The sequence below is a fragment of the Campylobacter sp. W0066.1 genome, from assembly GCF_024723635.1.
Lineage (GTDB): Bacteria > Campylobacterota > Campylobacteria > Campylobacterales > Campylobacteraceae > Campylobacter_D > Campylobacter_D lari_C.
In genome coordinates, this window is record NZ_JANQCW010000006.1 from 42908 (window position 1) to 58764 (window position 15857).

Below are 15857 nucleotides of genomic sequence, written 5' to 3' on the forward strand. Positions count from 1 at the left end.
GGATACATGTCACTTAGCAGAAAGTTCTTTAACTATACGGATTAGTTCTTCCAAAGAAGTGATATATTCAGGATTGATTTGATATTTACCATTTACCACAAAAGCAGGTGTGCCATAATTTCTTGAAATTTCATTAGCCACATCATAAGCAGCTAAAAGCTCTTTGGCTTCTTTAGTTTGTAAAAATTTTTGCAATTCTTCTTTGCTAGCACCAATAGCATTTAAACCTATTTTATAAAACAAATCAAGATTATTTAAATTTAACTTTTGCTCAAAATGACTTATAAAATACACATCAGCAAGCTTATAAGTAAGACTTTTTTCACTAGCAACATCTAAACCTAAGGATTTTTCTTTAAAAGAAGCTAAAGCAAACATCTCATTTAAAGCACCACCATACTCACTCATAGAACTTACCGAAAAAAGATCATATTTTAAATTTGGCAAAACCTCTTTAACCTTTGCTAAAGTGTGAAATTGATGATGGGTGTAACAATGAATGCAACGATAAGAAAATACCTCTATTAGAGAATTTTGTGCATTTGGGATAGGTGTTTTTAAAGTAATATACTCTTTACCCTCACTTAACGCATTTGCATTTATAGCAAAACTGAGCGTACAACAAACAATCAAAAAAATATTTTTTAAATTCAATTTTAACTCCTATATCATGATATTGCAATATAATTATATTGCAATATCATAAACATCAGGATTCAACCACACCTCCAGCATCTTTTCTTGATTGCTCACTAGATTGAACCATAATTCCTTTTGTATATTTCAACAGTTCCTCCCATTCTTTCTTTTGTAGCAAGATGCCTTTTTGAACACTCTCTTCGTAATTTTTTTCAATAATATCATGAGAAATACTTACATTCTCATCATTTCTGATTAAAGGATTTTTAGAAATTTCAATATAAAGTGCTCTTTCATCTAAATCACAAGGTATATTTTTCATTAAAACATCTGGAAAATCTTCATTATTTTTTATAAAGTATTCCACATACTGAGATTGTTTTATGTCATACCAATAAGCTTTAACATATAAATTTTTATTTGACAATCTTTTTAACTGAGAATACACAAAATATCTATTATAACATTTTGAAATTTTTATATTTAAAGAATTATATTGATTTAGAAAATCGAGTGCATACGCAATAATAATTTGAATATGACACAATATGCTATGATTATTAAGATCAACACTTAAATACTCGTTTGTAATATTTAGTGTTATATCTAAATTGTCGCTTTTTAAATAAGGTGCAGCTTTAAGAAAATTTGATAATCCATTTAATCCAGCCATTTGCATGTCAATAACCATAGATGCAATTAAATCAGCTTCCCCAAGATTTAATTTTAATCCATTATAAGCTTTAATACAAGCAGCTTTGAGTTCGTTTTTAGAAACATAAACATTATTACTAGATAAATCACAAACACTATGCTTATTTTTTGGCAATAATGGAAACATCCACTCATTAGCATGAATTTCATCCATTAAAGGTGCATTCTGAAACAATGTCACTTGAACCCATCTATCTGATCTTGGATCATACTTTGTTGCACCAAACATAGACAATTTAGCTCTTAAAAGATGCATAGGCAAAAAGTCTTTTGCTAAAACATTAGCTCTTATATCACCCATTACACAATTTCCCATAGTCCAAACTCTTCTAGCTATAGATGTAAAACAAGGGTTTTCTAATAAAAATTTACTTATATGTAAATAATCATCCTGATTTTTTAAAGCATTGTAAAATTTAACCACTTGCCTAGCAATATCTAAAGGTTGTTCTAGTTCATCTCCATTATCAATACCTCTTACTCCAAGCCTAGGCTCTTCTTTTTCTTCAGATATATACCAAAACCAATAATTATTTTCAGGATTTTCAAAATTAATACCTAAAGCCCAATCATATTTTTTCTCTATTACATTTTTAATTTCAGAAATTTTAACACCAGTAAGTTCTAATGGAGTTTCATCGATTGTCATCATTTTATCGTGTATATCAACTAATTCAGGATACAGTTCTAATAAACACGAAAGTACGATTTCTTGTGCTTCCAAAGAATATTTTTTTGTATATTCTACAAATTCCTCAATAACCATAGAAGCATTTATTTTTGTTTTTATTTCTTTTACTATATAAGAAAGCTCACTTGAAGCTATTTTGTTTAAATTATCTTGCCTTGAATCTATTGTTGTTATTTCCTTAAGATGTAAACTTGCTCTTTTTAAATAATCAATCAATTCTTTAGCCTTACTCATATCAAGCTTTTGTTGCATAACTTTTGACAAAGCTAATTCTCTTTGATAAAGCCAATTATCAACAACTTTTGGGTGTTTAATCAAATAAGGAGCCATACCAAGTCCAGTAGCATTTCCCACGCCTAAATATCTTTGAATATCTCTATCAAGTTCTACAGCTTTATCTCCACCACGCTGTTTGGCTATATAATTTACCCAATCTAAACTAAATTGCCTTACAACATAAACAGCGCACATTTCAGCAGAAAATGACTGAGAAAAATCTCCATTTTTTTGCAGATTATCAAAATCAGAAATTCCAAATTTTCCACTTCCATATACAGCTGTGGTTCTTAATATATAACCAACTTTAGCTAGTTCATCTAAATCAGGTTGTTTTCCATTAGCTAAAGAATTAACAATATATTCAAAAATTCTTACACTTTTATTGGCCCTTGCTAAAACAAAAGCATTGTTAAAATTTCTACCAGCTTCTTGCAGTGGAACATTTTCTTTTAAAACAGTCAATAATCCACTATCAATCTCTCCATTTACAAAAGTAAAAGTAACATCCCACTTATTTGCTATAACTCTATCATTTCTTTCTTCATCTTTTATATAATTAGCAAATATAACAAGATGATATATTCCATGAGGTGTTCTAACTTGATATATTACATCACCAAATCCTTTATCATCTAAGTCCCATAAAATATTTTTTAATACCCATTTTTCTTGAGCAATTTTCCTCATCAAAGTTCTAGTAAAACTAAGTCTAGATGAGTGCATAGAGCCTAGTCTTTCTAAAGACATGACTTCTTGTGGACTTCTTAATTTCATATCATTTTTCATTTTGTCTCCTTTTTTGTATTAACGTAAATTTTGCTCATCTGCCATTTTAATTGCAATCTGTATAGAGTTCCATAAGGTTGGTAATAATATAAACGAAACAGGCACAGCAGTAATTACTATAAATGATTGTAAAGCCGAAATTCCTCCCTGTCCAATAGATATTAAAATAATTGCCAATACCCCCATTAAAATTCCCCAAAAAGCTCTAAGAAGCTTACTAGGTTCAGTGTTCCCACTAACAATAACACTCATAGTGTAAGTCATAGAATCACCAGTTGTAATAATAAAAATAGCTGCTAATATCAAAAATAATGCTGAAATAAATGTTGACAATGGCAACGACTGTGTTATTGCTATTAACGCAGCAGGTATATTAAAACCTTTAAAAGCAGAGCTTATGCTGCCTGGATTTTCTATTTCAAAATACAATCCTGTTCCACCAACAATAGTAAACCAAAACATTGTAATAATTGGCGCGCAAATACTTACAGCTATAATAAGCTCTCTTAAAGTCCTACCTCTTGAAATTCTAGCAATAAAGATAGCCAATACTGGACCATATCCTAAAAACCACCCCCAAAAAAACAAAGTCCAAGATGCAAGCCAAACAGTATCTTCTCTATAAGTAGCCATAGGTATAAAATTTTGTATCAAAGTTCCAACACCTTGAACATAAACATCCAAAATAAATTTTGTAGGACCAAAAATAAAAATAAAAAACATCAAACCTACAGCTAAAATAACATTCCATTTACTAAGAATTTGAATGCCTTTTGCTAAACCCCTAAGCGAAGATATAGTATAAACTAAAATAGCCAAAATAATAATACTCATTTGAGTGATTATATTATCTGGTATTTGAAAAATCATATTTAGTGCATAAGAAATTTGTAAACCTAAAAATCCTATAGGTCCTATAGTACCAGCAGCAACAGCCACAATACAAAAAGCATCTATTAAAGAACCAATCCATCCGTGTATAACTTTATCACCAAAAATAGGATAAAGAATAGTTCTAGGTCTTAAAGGAAGGCCTTTTTCATAGTGTAAATACATTAGCACTATTGTGGTAATAGTTCCAGAAACAGCCCAAGATAAAAAACTCCAATGCATGTAAGATTGCGCTAGAGCTTCTGTGATTTTTTGAAAAATATTACTAGTATTTCCAAATACAGGAGATGGAGAAACAAAATGAGCTATAGGCTCTCCAGCAGCCCAAAAAACACCTCCGCCTGCAAGTAAAGTACACATAATAATAGATATCCATTGAAATGTACTCATTTCAGGATTTTTAATATTACCCAAAACTACGCCGCCTGTTCTTCCCCAACTAAGCCCGATTCCAATAATAAAAGTCAAAAGTAATAAAATTTGCCAATAAGCACCAAAGTATTTTGCTGAGACATTAAAACCAAACTCAACAATCATACTGAGTAATTTTGAATCAATTAAAGCTATTACAACAAATATCATCAAAAATCCACTACTACAAATTAAAGTCAACTTATCAATACGAGTGTTATTTTTAGGAGTATTGTTTAACATTTTAACTCCTTAACAAGTTTGAGCTTTCAAGCCATCTTGTAAAAAATGAAACCAATTAAGACCCATTATTTTTTTTACATCATTCTCAGAAAACCCATAATTAATCAATCCTTTATAAATATTATGTAAGCCACTAGAATCATCAAACCAAGACACATTTTTAGGCCATGTGGAATTAGTAGCACTGCCTTCGCCATAATCTTTTATCTTAGACCATCTACCATTGCGCATCCATTCTAATACATCTAATGGTTGATTTAAGCATAAATCACTTCCTATACCTATATGATCAACCCCTATCATATCTGCCAAATCAGCACTCATTTTACAAAAATCATCCAATGTACAATCACTTCCATTTGGCAAATGAAAAGGATATAAAGACAAACCTATCAAACCTTTTCTCTTGGCTAAAGCTTTTATCACCTCATCACTTTTATTTCGCAATCCATTATGCGCAAATTTAGGATTAGCATGAGATATACATATAGGGCGAGACGATATGTCAATAGCTTCCAATGTTGATCTATCACTACTATGAGACATATCAACAATCATACCAACCCTATTCATTTCTTCAATCGCTTGTTTACCAAAGCGAGTAATGCCACTATCGTTTTTTTCATAACAACCAGTAGCCAATAAGCTTTGATTATTATAAGTTAGCTGCATAATTAATAAACCAAGCTGTCTCATAACAGATATTAATCCTATTTCATCATCAATCAAAGAACAATTTTGTGCTCCAAAAAAAATCCCTACCTTATTTTGAGCTTTTGCTTTTAAAATATCTTCGCTTGAAAAAACAGGCAATATATATTCATCAAATTCTTCAAAAAATCTATGCCATTGGGAAAATCTAGTGAGTGTTTCTCTAGCATTTTCATGATATACTAAAGTAACATGCACAGCACTAACACCGCTTGATTTTAAAAATTTAAAATATTCTTTATCCCATTTGCAATATTGCAAACCATCTATAATGATATCTTTCCCAAACATAACCACCTCCTTTTTGTAAACAACATTTAATAAGCTTTTACATAAGTTGTTTTTACAACTGTGTAAAATTCCTTCGCATAAGAACCTTGCTCTCTTGGACCAAAGCTAGATTCTTTTCTGCCTCCAAAAGGTACATGATAATCTGTTCCAGCTGTAGGAAGATTAATCATAACACAACCACTTTTTGCTTCTTTTTTAAATATGTTTGCATTTTTTAAACTCGATGTTACAATCCCTGAAGTCAATCCAAAACGAGTACCATTATTAAGCGCAACAGCTTCTTGTAAATCTTTTGCTTTAATCACACATGCTAATGGAGCAAAAATTTCTTCCTGATTAACATCCCAATCATTTTTAGTATTAATAAATAAAGTAGGAGACATATAGTAACCATTTTTATCAAGTGATAATTTTTCACCGCCAAATACCAATTCCGCTCCAAGATCTTTAGCTCTTTGAACCCACTTGAAATTAGATTCAAATTGTTTATTATCGGCTACTGGTCCCATAAAAATTCCATCATCTAAGCAATGGCCAACCTTTAATGTTTTCATTCTAGAAACCATTTTCTCAACAAAAGCATCGTGAATACTTTCCATAACAATCAAACGAGAACTTGCTGTGCATTTTTGTCCAGTACCCGAAAAAGCTCCTGCAATAGCACACTCAACAGCAAGATCAAGATCTGCATCATCCATAATAACTAAGGCATTTTTACTACCCATTTCTAATTGACATTTAACAAAATTTGCAGCCGTAGCACGTGCTATTTTTCTACCAACATCAACAGATCCAGTAAAAGAAAGTGCGTTGATATTTCTAGAATTGATAATAGTCTCACCAACTTCTCCACCACTACCTAAAACTAAATTAAATACACCACTTGGCAATCCATGCTCATGAATAATCTCAGCCAAAGCTACAGCAGAAGCTGGAGTGGTATTAGCTGGTTTCCATACTATACTATTACCAAAACAAAGAGCAGGAGCTATTTTCCAAGAAGCTGTTGCGATAGGGAAATTCCAAGGAGAAATAATACCAACAACACCAACAGCCTCTCTTGTAATCTCAACATCAACACCACTTCTTACAGATGCTGCATTTTCCCCAATTTGCCTTAATACTTCAGCTGCATAATATTGAAAAAATTGACCCGATCTAAACGCTTCTCCTTTTCCTTCTATTTTTGTTTTTCCTTCTTCTAGGGATATAATTTTTCCAATCTCATCGCTTCTATTCATTAAAGATTCACCGATTTTATAAAGCAAATTTGCCTTTTCTTCTAAAGGAGTTTTTTCCCAAGAAATTTGAGCCTCTTTGGCAGCATCAATAGCTAGCTCTACTTGTTTTTTATCAGCCTGTGCTACATCCCCTAGATCATTATCAATATCAGATGGATTAATATTTTTTATAGTATTAGCACCCTCTACCCATTGACCATTAATATATAAACCCTTAGTACAATCTAACATTTTATCTCCTTTATAATTTTAATTATGAGTTTGCGCATAAACTACAAATTCAACCAGCATTTCTTCTCTAGCCAAACCAGAAACAATAAATGCAGCTCTATTTGGATAAACTGTATTGAAATAGGTTGAATATACCGAATTTACAAATTTTAAATCTTCTCTTTTTGTAACATAAATTAAAATCTGTAACACATCATCTAATTTAGAACCAGCACATTCTAAAGTATGAATAAGATTTGAAAAAACTTGTTTGGTTTGCGCTTCTATACCACCAGTAACAACCTCTCCATTTTTATCAATAGGAATTTGTGCTGTATATAAAATATTATTTGATACAACCGCCCATTCTAATGGAGATTTTGAGGGGAATAATTTTGTTTTAACCGCTATTTTACTTGACATACAACTCCTTTTTGTATTGTTATATTTTCAAGTCTATAGGAAAAAAACTTAATAAATACTTAATGCCGACAATAAATATATTATATATTTTATTACCTTGAAAAAACTTATAAATATGTGAATATTGGTAAACACATCTAAAAGATATTCCTATGATTAAAACATCAAATAAGTTAGTAAGGTGGTTTTAGTTGTAAAATTGAATATATACTTATTATATGATTATATCAAATCAAATATTGTTTAACAAAATTCTCAAAATAATCAATAATATCATCAACATATTCCAAAGCTTTTTCTGTGTTTTTTTGATACACAGCTTTTAATATATTCTTGTGTTTTTCTTTTACAATATCATGTTGACTATTTTGAGCATAGCGATACCAAAATCTCCTTGAAATCCCTTGCACGTTTCTCAATTCTTCGTAAATAAAATAATTTTTAGAAGCTTTAGCTAATACATCTTGTCTTTTATCAAGCCATGATAAAAAATTTATTTCATCATAATTTTCAATTTCATTTAAAAGTTCATTTATAGCTTTTTTATCATCCTCAGTAAGTCTTTTTATAGCACATTCTATACAAAGTTTCAAAATAACTCTTCTTACTTCCAAAAGTTGCATTTGTAAAGAAGCATTCATTTGTGGAACCATTATTCCTGCTTTTGATATATTCACTAAATAACGTTTTGAAAGCAACAATAATGCTTCTCTTACAGGCGTACGTCCAACATCAAGCATATTTGCTATGCCCTGTTCTGTCAAAATACTACCAGGCTCTATTTCACAAAAAACTATTCTTCTTTCTAATTCATCATATACTTGTTCGGCTAAAGTTTTATTTTTCACTTTTTTCATGTAATTTCCAAATATAAAATAAAAATTATAGAATAATATCTAATTATTAATGTATTTAAGACAGAATATTAATGATTAAAATTCATAATTGATATTCAATTTACTTTAAATATAATGTATTATAAAAAAACAAAAAAGGATTTTAAATGCAAATACGAATTTATTATGAAGATACCGATGCAGGTGGAGTGGTATACCATAGCAACTACTTAAAATTTTGCGAAAGAGCAAGAAGTGAGATTTTTTTTCAAAAAAATGCAAAAATTTTTGACAAAAGCATAGGACATTTTCTACTTACAAAAGCAAATTGTAACTTTTTAAAACCCGCTAAACTTGGAGATCTTATAGAAGTAAAAACATTTATCACAAAGCTTAAAAAAGCCTCAGTTTGTATAAAACAAGAGATTTACAAAGATAGCACTAAGCTTTTTGAGGCTGAATTTACCCTAGCCTTTTTAAAAAATGAAAAAGTAGCCCCTATAGATGAGGCTATAGCTAGGGTTTTTACTGATCTTGCAAAGGAGCAAAACCTAAGCCTTGCGAGCGTATGATCTTAACCTTATAGTCAAATTGATTATCATTTAAGCTCTCATCGAAAATTCTTTGAGAGTCTTTGTCTAAAAACTGCGTATAAAAATAATCAAGTCCTACACTAGTTGCATACGCTATCCAGTTATAGTTAATATTTTGCGAAAAAAGCTCATTAAGATAGCTTAGAGTTTGATCCTCATTAGAAATGGAATTTGCTAGCAAAAGTTTTTTTCTATCGTTAATTTGTGTTAAACTTAACAAAATAGGATTATAATTAATCTGAGTTGATAACAACACAAAAGGTTCTATATCATAAGTTCTTATTTGCGAGCTTATGAGCGCTGTTTTTATCAAAGAAGTATTTAAAATAATACTAGAATCTTGAAAACTTCTATTTTGATTTAAAATACTTCTAAAATCAAATTTAGAACTATTAATAGTGTAAATTTTCTCGCTACCATTACCTGCGTTTAAAACATTCTCATCTAAGCGATTTGCCAAAGGCGTTCCATCTGAAAAAATAATATTTTTACCATTTGAATACTCTAAAAGTCTTTGAATTTGTTTTTGATAATCTATACTTCCAAAATATACATTTTCATTTTGCGTATCAAAATTTCTTTTGTGTGCAGTTGGTATGAAAACTTTTACATTTAAATCAAGATTTTCTTTTAATAAATTTTTCACACCCTTATCTGTAAAACCTGCTATGATATAGTTAAATTTTTCATCTTGAGCCTGTTTAAGTGCTTTAGCTATCTTGCTCTCATCTTCTGTACCTATTAAAAATACCTTTACTTTTATCTGCGCTCTTTGTCTTAGCAAATACGCTATGCTTGAATTTATAATAGTATTAGAATAACTTTTAATCGTTTGCTCAGGTATAATAATAGCTAGTTTTACACTAGCATTTTTTTGAATTCTTTTTTCAAAATCTATAATGGAGTTTAAAAGTTTAGTATAGATATTAACCAAAAGTTCATTTGCATTATCATTGTTAAATCTTGATAAAAAATTAAAATAAAGTCCTGTTTCTAGCAAAGTAAATAAACAATCATTGTCACAATTTTGAAATTCTAAATTAGGATAAAAAGACTCGCTAGGTTCTATGGGTGATGGCTTTTGTTCTTTTGCAAAAACACTTAAAGTTAAAACAAAACTCATCATCAAACAAACTAAACTTTTTCTCATAAATAACCTTTTATTTTTTTAATATCATCTATAAATTCAGTATAAAAGCTAGGATTTTTACTCACAAAATTCAAATCATAACTTGGCAAAAGCAAAGCATTATTAAAACGCATACATTGCCCTTTGTATTTTTGAAAATTCTCAAAACCCAAACTCGCAAAAGCTTCTTGACCAAGACATAAAATAATTTTTGCTTTTATAAAATCAAGCTCGTTATAAAAATATGGTAAGCATGATTTTAATGCTTGATCATCTATTTTAAAATTACTAAAACATTTAAACATATAAGAAAAATATATTTCATCTTCTTTTAAATTTAAAAGCTCTTTACATAATCTTAAAAACTCTTGCTTATTTTTAGAAGCAAAAAACTTTCCACTTTCATTTTCTTCTTTATCGATAAAGGCTTGATAAATCAAAATTTTAGCATTTTTGGCTTCTTTTTCCATTAAACTATGCTTTCTTAATTTAGAAAAATGACAAAGATTGCAAGTTTTCACTCTTTCGTTTAATTCTTTAAAGCTTAAGTTAAAATGCCTAATTTGCTTTTGCTCATTAAAGTATTCATAACCAAAAGCTTTTAGATAATACAAACTGCGTTTATTCATTACATCAATGCTTCTAAATTTTTACCCTCTAAACGATAAGTTCTCCACTCATTCATATGTCTTGCATTTAACTTGGTATAAAATTCAATACCCAAATCATTATCATTTAAACAAACCCACTCTAAGCGTTTGAGATTTTTTTCTTTGCAAATTTGTGCTAAGTATTTAAAAACAGCTCTAGCATAGCCTTTTTTTCTATGTTTTGGCTGTATGTAAATATCTTCTAGGTATAATCCACCCAAACCCCAAAAAGATGAAAAAGTAAAATAATACATCACATAACCTATTATCTCACCATCAACCTTTAAACTCAAAGCCTTAGCATATTCATGTATAAAAAATGATTCTTCAAGTTCTTTAGTTGTGCATTTTACATCATCAAGCATATTTTCATGAATAGCAAGCTCTTTGAGTAATTCCAAAATTTTTTCTAAATCTTCTTTTTTACTCTCACAAATTTCAAAAGCCATTATTTTTCCTTAATTTACAAAATAAAATCAAAATTTAGCAAAAAGTTTTAAAATAACTCTTAATTAAAAGCAGATTTAAGTAAGATTTTGCTAACATACTCGCTTATTATTTTGTTTTTTATTTTAAGTTAAGGAAAAAATATGAAAAGAACATACCAACCACATAAAACCCCTAAAAAAAGAACTCATGGTTTTCGCGTACGTATGAAAAGTAAAAATGGTCGCAAAGTGATCAATGCTAGACGTGCTAAAGGTAGAAAAAGATTAGCGGTATAAAAGATTTTCTAAGTATTAACGACTTAGGAGAGTTTGCAACAATTTACAAAGAAGGTAAAAAATGGCATTGCGAAGGCATGATCATCTTTTACTCTTTAAGTGATGAAAAAAAATTCGCTGTTGTTGCTAGCAAAAAAGTTGGAAAAGCTGTCGTAAGAAATAGAGCCAAAAGACTCTTAAGATCAGCTTTTTTTCAGGTTAAAAATCAAGTTGAAAACGGAAAATATATACTTGTAGCCAAAACAAGTATCACTGAAATTCCTTTTTTAAAATTAGAAAAAAACTTGAAATGGGGTTTGAAAAAAATAGGATGTATAAAATAGCTTGTCTAAAACTTATCAGATTTTATCAACTCTTTATCAGTCCTTTTAAACCACAATGCTGTAGGTATTACCCAAGTTGCTCTGAATATGCCTTGTGGCAATTTAAAAAAAATAATATTTTTAAGGCATTTGGTGCAGTTTTTTTAAGAATTTTAAAATGCAATCCGTTTTTTAAAGGTGGTATTGATTATCCTAAAATACGCAAGAATAATCTAAACTCAGGTATATGTTTTAAACCTAGTTTTAATGCTTTAAAACAACTCAACTATCTTTATATCCCTTGCAACGATAATCAATTTTTTTTAATTAAGATTATATTTCCAAAGGACAATCCGTGTCAGAAAATTTATCTAAACAAAAACGCATATTAATTGCTGTTGTATTATCATTTTTATTTTTTGTAGTTTATGATTATTTTTTTATCCCCAAAGCTCCACAAACTGAGCAAAATATCACCCAAATAGAACAAAACAATTCAGCACCACAAAGCACTACAAACACAAACACTCAAGCTCCAAAAACAGAACTTAGTGTTAATCAAAAAGAAGAAATAGCAGTTGTTAAAAGTGAGCATTTTGAAGCACATATTGACTCTTTAGGTAGAATAGCTAAATTTTATCTAAGTGATGAAAAATATAAAGACGAAAATGGTAAAAGTATTAATCTAGTAGATACTTCTTTGTCGCCTTTACCACTAGAAGTAAGATTTAGCGATGCAAAAATTAATCAAGAAGCTTTTAATACTTCATACACCACAAGTCAAAAAACTATCAATGTAAGCGATGAAAACACAACCTTAATCCTTACTCAAAATCTAAACGATTTAGTAGTAACTAAAAAAATTACTTTCCATAAATATGGAAACTATGATTTAGAGGTTAATCTAAGCAAGGACGCAGCTTATTTTATCACTCCAGGTTATCGTCCAAATATAGCAGTTGATAGCTATACAGTGCATGGGGTTTTAATCTTAGATAAAGATGATAAAATCACAATGTTAGAAGATGGTGATGTAGAAAATGATGAAAGTTTTTCTAATGTAACCCTTATGGCGGCTTCAGATCGCTATTATAGTGCTTTCTTTTATAATTTTGAAAAACCACTTAATGCTGTAGTTACTAAAGATAATCACGAAAACTCTATCGTTTTTGCAAGTGCGACAAATACTTTTAAAGCAAGCGGTTATGTTGGCTCAAAAGAACATGAAATTTTAAGAAGCATTCATGCGGATTTAGATGATGTTGTAGAATATGGTTGGTTTACTTTTATAGCTAAGCCTATGTTTGAATTTTTAAATTTCTTACATGGCTACATGGGCAACTGGGGTTGGGCTATTGTAGTGATGACTTTAATCGTGCGTATTATTCTTTTCCCACTTACTTATAAATCAATGATTTCTATGAATAAACTCAAAGATTTGGCGCCTAAAATGAAAGAAATCAGAGAGCGCTATAAAGGTGATCCGCAAAAAATGAATCTTCATATGATGGAACTTTATAAAAAACATGGCGCAAATCCTATGAGTGGATGTTTGCCTATACTTATTCAAATTCCAATTTTCTTTGCAATTTATAGAGTTTTACTAAATGCCATAGAACTTAAAGCTGCACCTTGGGCTTTTTGGATTACAGATTTATCTGTAATGGATCCATGGTTTATTTTACCTATATTTATGGGTCTAACTATGTTTATCCAACAACTTATCACACCAATGGCCATACAAGATCCTATGCAAGAAAAGATTATGAAATTTTTACCATTAATTTTCACTTTCTTCTTCTTAACCTTCCCAGCAGGTTTAACTTTATATTGGTGTGTAAATAATATATGCTCACTTATTCAACAAGTGATCGTAAATAAACTTTTCAAAAACCACAAAAAAGAGGAAATAGCTAAACATGAACATAGAAGCTAAAGACTTACAAACCGCACTCATAGAAGCCTCAAAGCAACTTGAGTGCTCTGTGATTGATCTAGAATATGAAGTTATTCAGCATGCTAAAGCAGGATTTTTTGGTTTGTTTAGAAAAAATGCTATTATTTGTATCAAAGGGCATAAAAAAACTCAAAAACCTCATCAAGAAAAAACTAAAAAATTTCATAATGAGAAATTTAACAAGCATACGCAAAAAAACTTTGATAAAAACGAACCAAAGAAAGAATACAAGGAAAATTTTCAAAAACCAATTGAAGATATTGCTCAACCTAAGGAGCATTATAAAGTAAAAAATGATGCTATTTTTGATTCATTTCATAAAGAATCTTCAGAAGAAAGAAATATCACTTCTTATATCGATGAGATAAAAATTTCACTAGAAAATTTACTGGCAACTTTTGATTTTGACATCAAAGTTGTACAAGTTAGCATTTGGGATGAAAATTGTGTATTGATAAAACTTGATGGAGAAGATGCGGCTTTACTTATAGGCAAAGAAGCTCATAGATATAAGGCTTTTTCTTATTTGCTTTATAACTGGCTTAGCGCTAAATACAAAATTCAACCAAGACTAGAAATTGCTCAATTTTTAGAAAATCAAACCCAAGCTATAGAAAATTATTTAAAAATTCTTATAGAAAAAGTAGAAAACATAGGAAGAGTTCAAACAAAACCACTTGATGGTATTTGGTTAAAACTTGCTTTAGAAAAATTAAGAGAACGCTTTCCCGACAAATATGTAGCTATCAAACAAAATGACGATCAAAGATATATCGTTGTGAATGATTTTTTGAAGAAAAATGAATGAATGATACTATAGCTGCCATTGCCACAGCCCATGGAGTGGGCTCTATAAGTATTATTAGAGTAAGTGGAGAAAAAGCTTTAGAGTTTGCATTAAAAATTACCCACAAAAAAGAACTAACACCACGCTATGCACATTTGTGCAAACTTTATAAAAACAACAACGATTTTTTAGACGAAGCTTTAGTAATTTATTTTAAAGCGCCCTACTCTTTTACAGGAGAAGATATAGTAGAATTTCAACTCCACGGGGGCTTTTCTTTAAGTGAAATTTTACTCGATGAGCTTATTTTAGCAGGAGCACGTCTTGCTAACCCTGGTGAATTTAGTAAAAGAGCTTGTTTAAATGGCAAGATGGATCTTTTAAAAGCTTTAAGCATACAAGATGCCATCATGTCAAAATCAGCAAGTGCTGCAAATATCATAGCAAAAAACATCAAAGGTGATTTAAGTAAATTTTTAAATACCATTAGAATGGATCTTGTTCAAACCCTTGCTTTTGTAGAAACAAGCATTGATTATGCAGATGATGATTTACCGCAAGATTTACTTGATCAAATCATTACTATGTGCGAAAAAAATTCAAAACTTTTACGTGATATAGTAGATATTTCTTTAAGTAAAAAAGGACTTATAGAAGGCTTTAAAGTTGCTATTATCGGTAAGCCAAATGCGGGGAAAAGCTCATTATTAAATTCACTTTTAGCATTTGATAGAGCCATTGTTTCTAATATTGCAGGCACTACAAGAGATCGTATTGAGGAAAGTTTAAAAATAGGTTCACATTTAATAAAAATCATCGACACAGCAGGTATAAGAAACGCAGATGATGAGATAGAAAAAATCGGAGTTAATCTAAGCTATGAAAGTATTAAAGAAGCAGATATTATCATAGCTGTTTTTGATGGATCTAAAGAATTTGAAGAAGATGATGAGCGTATTTTACAAGCTTTAAAAAATTGTGATAAAAAAATCATTTATGTTTTAAATAAAAGCGACCTAACCACCAAATTTCAACATAAAATTAGCACTTCTTGTATACGCATTTGTGCCCAAGAAAACACCCAAGCCATTAAGGAAAATTTAAACGAATACTTAAATACTTTAGATGGCGATGGAATGCTAATTAGCAACACCTTAATACTCAATGCTTGCAAGAATGCTAGCGAAGCTATTTTGCGCGCAAGGGATTTATTAAAAGAAAGTTCTTTAGAACTTTTTGCTTTTGAACTAAATTTAGCCATAGGAGAGATAGCCCGATTTACAAAAGATTTTGAAAGAGATGAAATTTTAGATGCTATGTTTAGTAATTTTTGTTTAGGCAAATAAAA

The 15857-nt window shown here is 29.9% G+C and carries 17 protein-coding genes; 7 read left to right on the forward strand and 10 right to left on the reverse strand.

The window, feature by feature from the left end; translation table 11 throughout:
• Positions 1–9: 9 nt before the first annotated feature.
• The 7 genes from CAMP18497_RS03520 to CAMP18497_RS03550 all read right to left on the reverse strand — a co-directional run bounded on the left by CAMP18497_RS03520 (position 10) and on the right by CAMP18497_RS03550 (position 8387).
• Positions 10–654, reverse strand: a complete 645-nt coding sequence (locus CAMP18497_RS03520; RefSeq protein WP_337212482.1) for a thiol:disulfide interchange protein DsbA/DsbL — start codon at positions 652–654, stop codon at positions 10–12.
• A gap of 55 nt (positions 655–709) precedes the next feature.
• Complete coding sequence (locus CAMP18497_RS03525; RefSeq protein WP_337212483.1) at positions 710–3109, reverse strand: DUF3726 domain-containing protein; 2400 nt, start codon at positions 3107–3109, stop codon at positions 710–712.
• 18 nt (positions 3110–3127) lie between these two features.
• Entirely contained in the window at positions 3128–4654 is a 1527-nt protein-coding gene (locus CAMP18497_RS03530) for a BCCT family transporter (RefSeq protein ID WP_337212484.1), read from the reverse strand.
• A gap of 9 nt (positions 4655–4663) precedes the next feature.
• The gene (locus CAMP18497_RS03535) at positions 4664–5656 is read right to left on the reverse strand and encodes a membrane dipeptidase (RefSeq protein ID WP_337212485.1); all 993 of its coding nucleotides are present in this window, start codon (positions 5654–5656) and stop codon (positions 4664–4666) included.
• A 26-nt stretch (positions 5657–5682) separates the two neighbouring features.
• Positions 5683–7128: an aldehyde dehydrogenase family protein gene (locus CAMP18497_RS03540; protein ID WP_337212486.1), complete on the reverse strand. Its 1446-nt coding sequence runs from the start codon at positions 7126–7128 to the stop codon at positions 5683–5685.
• Positions 7129–7146: 18 nt separating this feature from the next.
• The gene (locus CAMP18497_RS03545) at positions 7147–7530 is read right to left on the reverse strand and encodes a RidA family protein (RefSeq protein ID WP_263675187.1); all 384 of its coding nucleotides are present in this window, start codon (positions 7528–7530) and stop codon (positions 7147–7149) included.
• A gap of 227 nt (positions 7531–7757) precedes the next feature.
• On the reverse strand, positions 7758–8387 hold the full coding sequence (locus CAMP18497_RS03550) for a GntR family transcriptional regulator (RefSeq protein WP_263663994.1): 630 nt from the start codon (positions 8385–8387) through the stop codon (positions 7758–7760).
• A 146-nt stretch (positions 8388–8533) separates the two neighbouring features.
• Between CAMP18497_RS03550 and CAMP18497_RS03555 the strand changes: the two genes are divergently transcribed.
• Positions 8534–8938, forward strand: a complete 405-nt coding sequence (locus tag CAMP18497_RS03555) for a YbgC/FadM family acyl-CoA thioesterase (RefSeq protein WP_337212487.1) — start codon at positions 8534–8536, stop codon at positions 8936–8938.
• Here the strand turns inward: CAMP18497_RS03555 and CAMP18497_RS03560 are convergent.
• From CAMP18497_RS03560 to CAMP18497_RS03570, 3 genes are read right to left on the reverse strand one after another with little or no spacing between them, the layout of a single operon-like run.
• Positions 8892–10109 carry a hypothetical protein gene (locus tag CAMP18497_RS03560; RefSeq protein WP_337212488.1) on the reverse strand — a complete coding sequence of 406 codons (1218 nt, stop codon included), beginning with the start codon at positions 10107–10109 and terminating at the stop codon, positions 8892–8894. The genes CAMP18497_RS03555 and CAMP18497_RS03560 overlap by 47 nt on opposite strands.
• Positions 10106–10717 (reverse strand): uracil-DNA glycosylase family protein, encoded by a 612-nt coding sequence (locus tag CAMP18497_RS03565; RefSeq protein WP_337212489.1) that lies wholly within the window; start codon positions 10715–10717, stop codon positions 10106–10108. Before CAMP18497_RS03565 ends, CAMP18497_RS03560 begins: the two co-directional genes overlap by 4 nt.
• Positions 10717–11190 (reverse strand): GNAT family N-acetyltransferase, encoded by a 474-nt coding sequence (locus CAMP18497_RS03570; RefSeq protein ID WP_337212514.1) that lies wholly within the window; start codon positions 11188–11190, stop codon positions 10717–10719. Before CAMP18497_RS03570 ends, CAMP18497_RS03565 begins: the two co-directional genes overlap by 1 nt.
• A gap of 138 nt (positions 11191–11328) precedes the next feature.
• On the opposite strand from CAMP18497_RS03570, the gene rpmH reads away from it, so the two are divergent.
• The 6 genes from rpmH to mnmE are packed head-to-tail and all read left to right on the forward strand — an operon-like array spanning position 11329 to position 15855.
• A complete protein-coding gene (gene rpmH / locus CAMP18497_RS03575; RefSeq protein WP_012661270.1) occupies positions 11329–11463 on the forward strand; it encodes a 50S ribosomal protein L34 in 135 nt (44 codons plus the stop codon).
• Positions 11460–11786, forward strand: coding sequence for a ribonuclease P protein component (gene rnpA, locus CAMP18497_RS03580; protein ID WP_039617894.1), 327 nt, complete (start codon positions 11460–11462; stop codon positions 11784–11786). The genes rpmH and rnpA overlap by 4 nt, the downstream gene beginning before the upstream one ends.
• A complete protein-coding gene (yidD, locus tag CAMP18497_RS03585) occupies positions 11774–12157 on the forward strand; it encodes a membrane protein insertion efficiency factor YidD (RefSeq protein ID WP_039617892.1) in 384 nt (127 codons plus the stop codon). Before rnpA ends, yidD begins: the two co-directional genes overlap by 13 nt.
• Positions 12121–13701, forward strand: coding sequence for a membrane protein insertase YidC (gene yidC / locus CAMP18497_RS03590; protein ID WP_337212490.1), 1581 nt, complete (start codon positions 12121–12123; stop codon positions 13699–13701). Before yidD ends, yidC begins: the two co-directional genes overlap by 37 nt.
• Positions 13685–14530, forward strand: a complete 846-nt coding sequence (locus CAMP18497_RS03595) for a Jag N-terminal domain-containing protein (RefSeq protein ID WP_337212491.1) — start codon at positions 13685–13687, stop codon at positions 14528–14530. The genes yidC and CAMP18497_RS03595 overlap by 17 nt, the downstream gene beginning before the upstream one ends.
• On the forward strand, positions 14527–15855 hold the full coding sequence (gene mnmE / locus CAMP18497_RS03600; RefSeq protein ID WP_337212492.1) for a tRNA uridine-5-carboxymethylaminomethyl(34) synthesis GTPase MnmE: 1329 nt from the start codon (positions 14527–14529) through the stop codon (positions 15853–15855). Before CAMP18497_RS03595 ends, mnmE begins: the two co-directional genes overlap by 4 nt.
• Positions 15856–15857 lie beyond the last annotated feature (2 nt).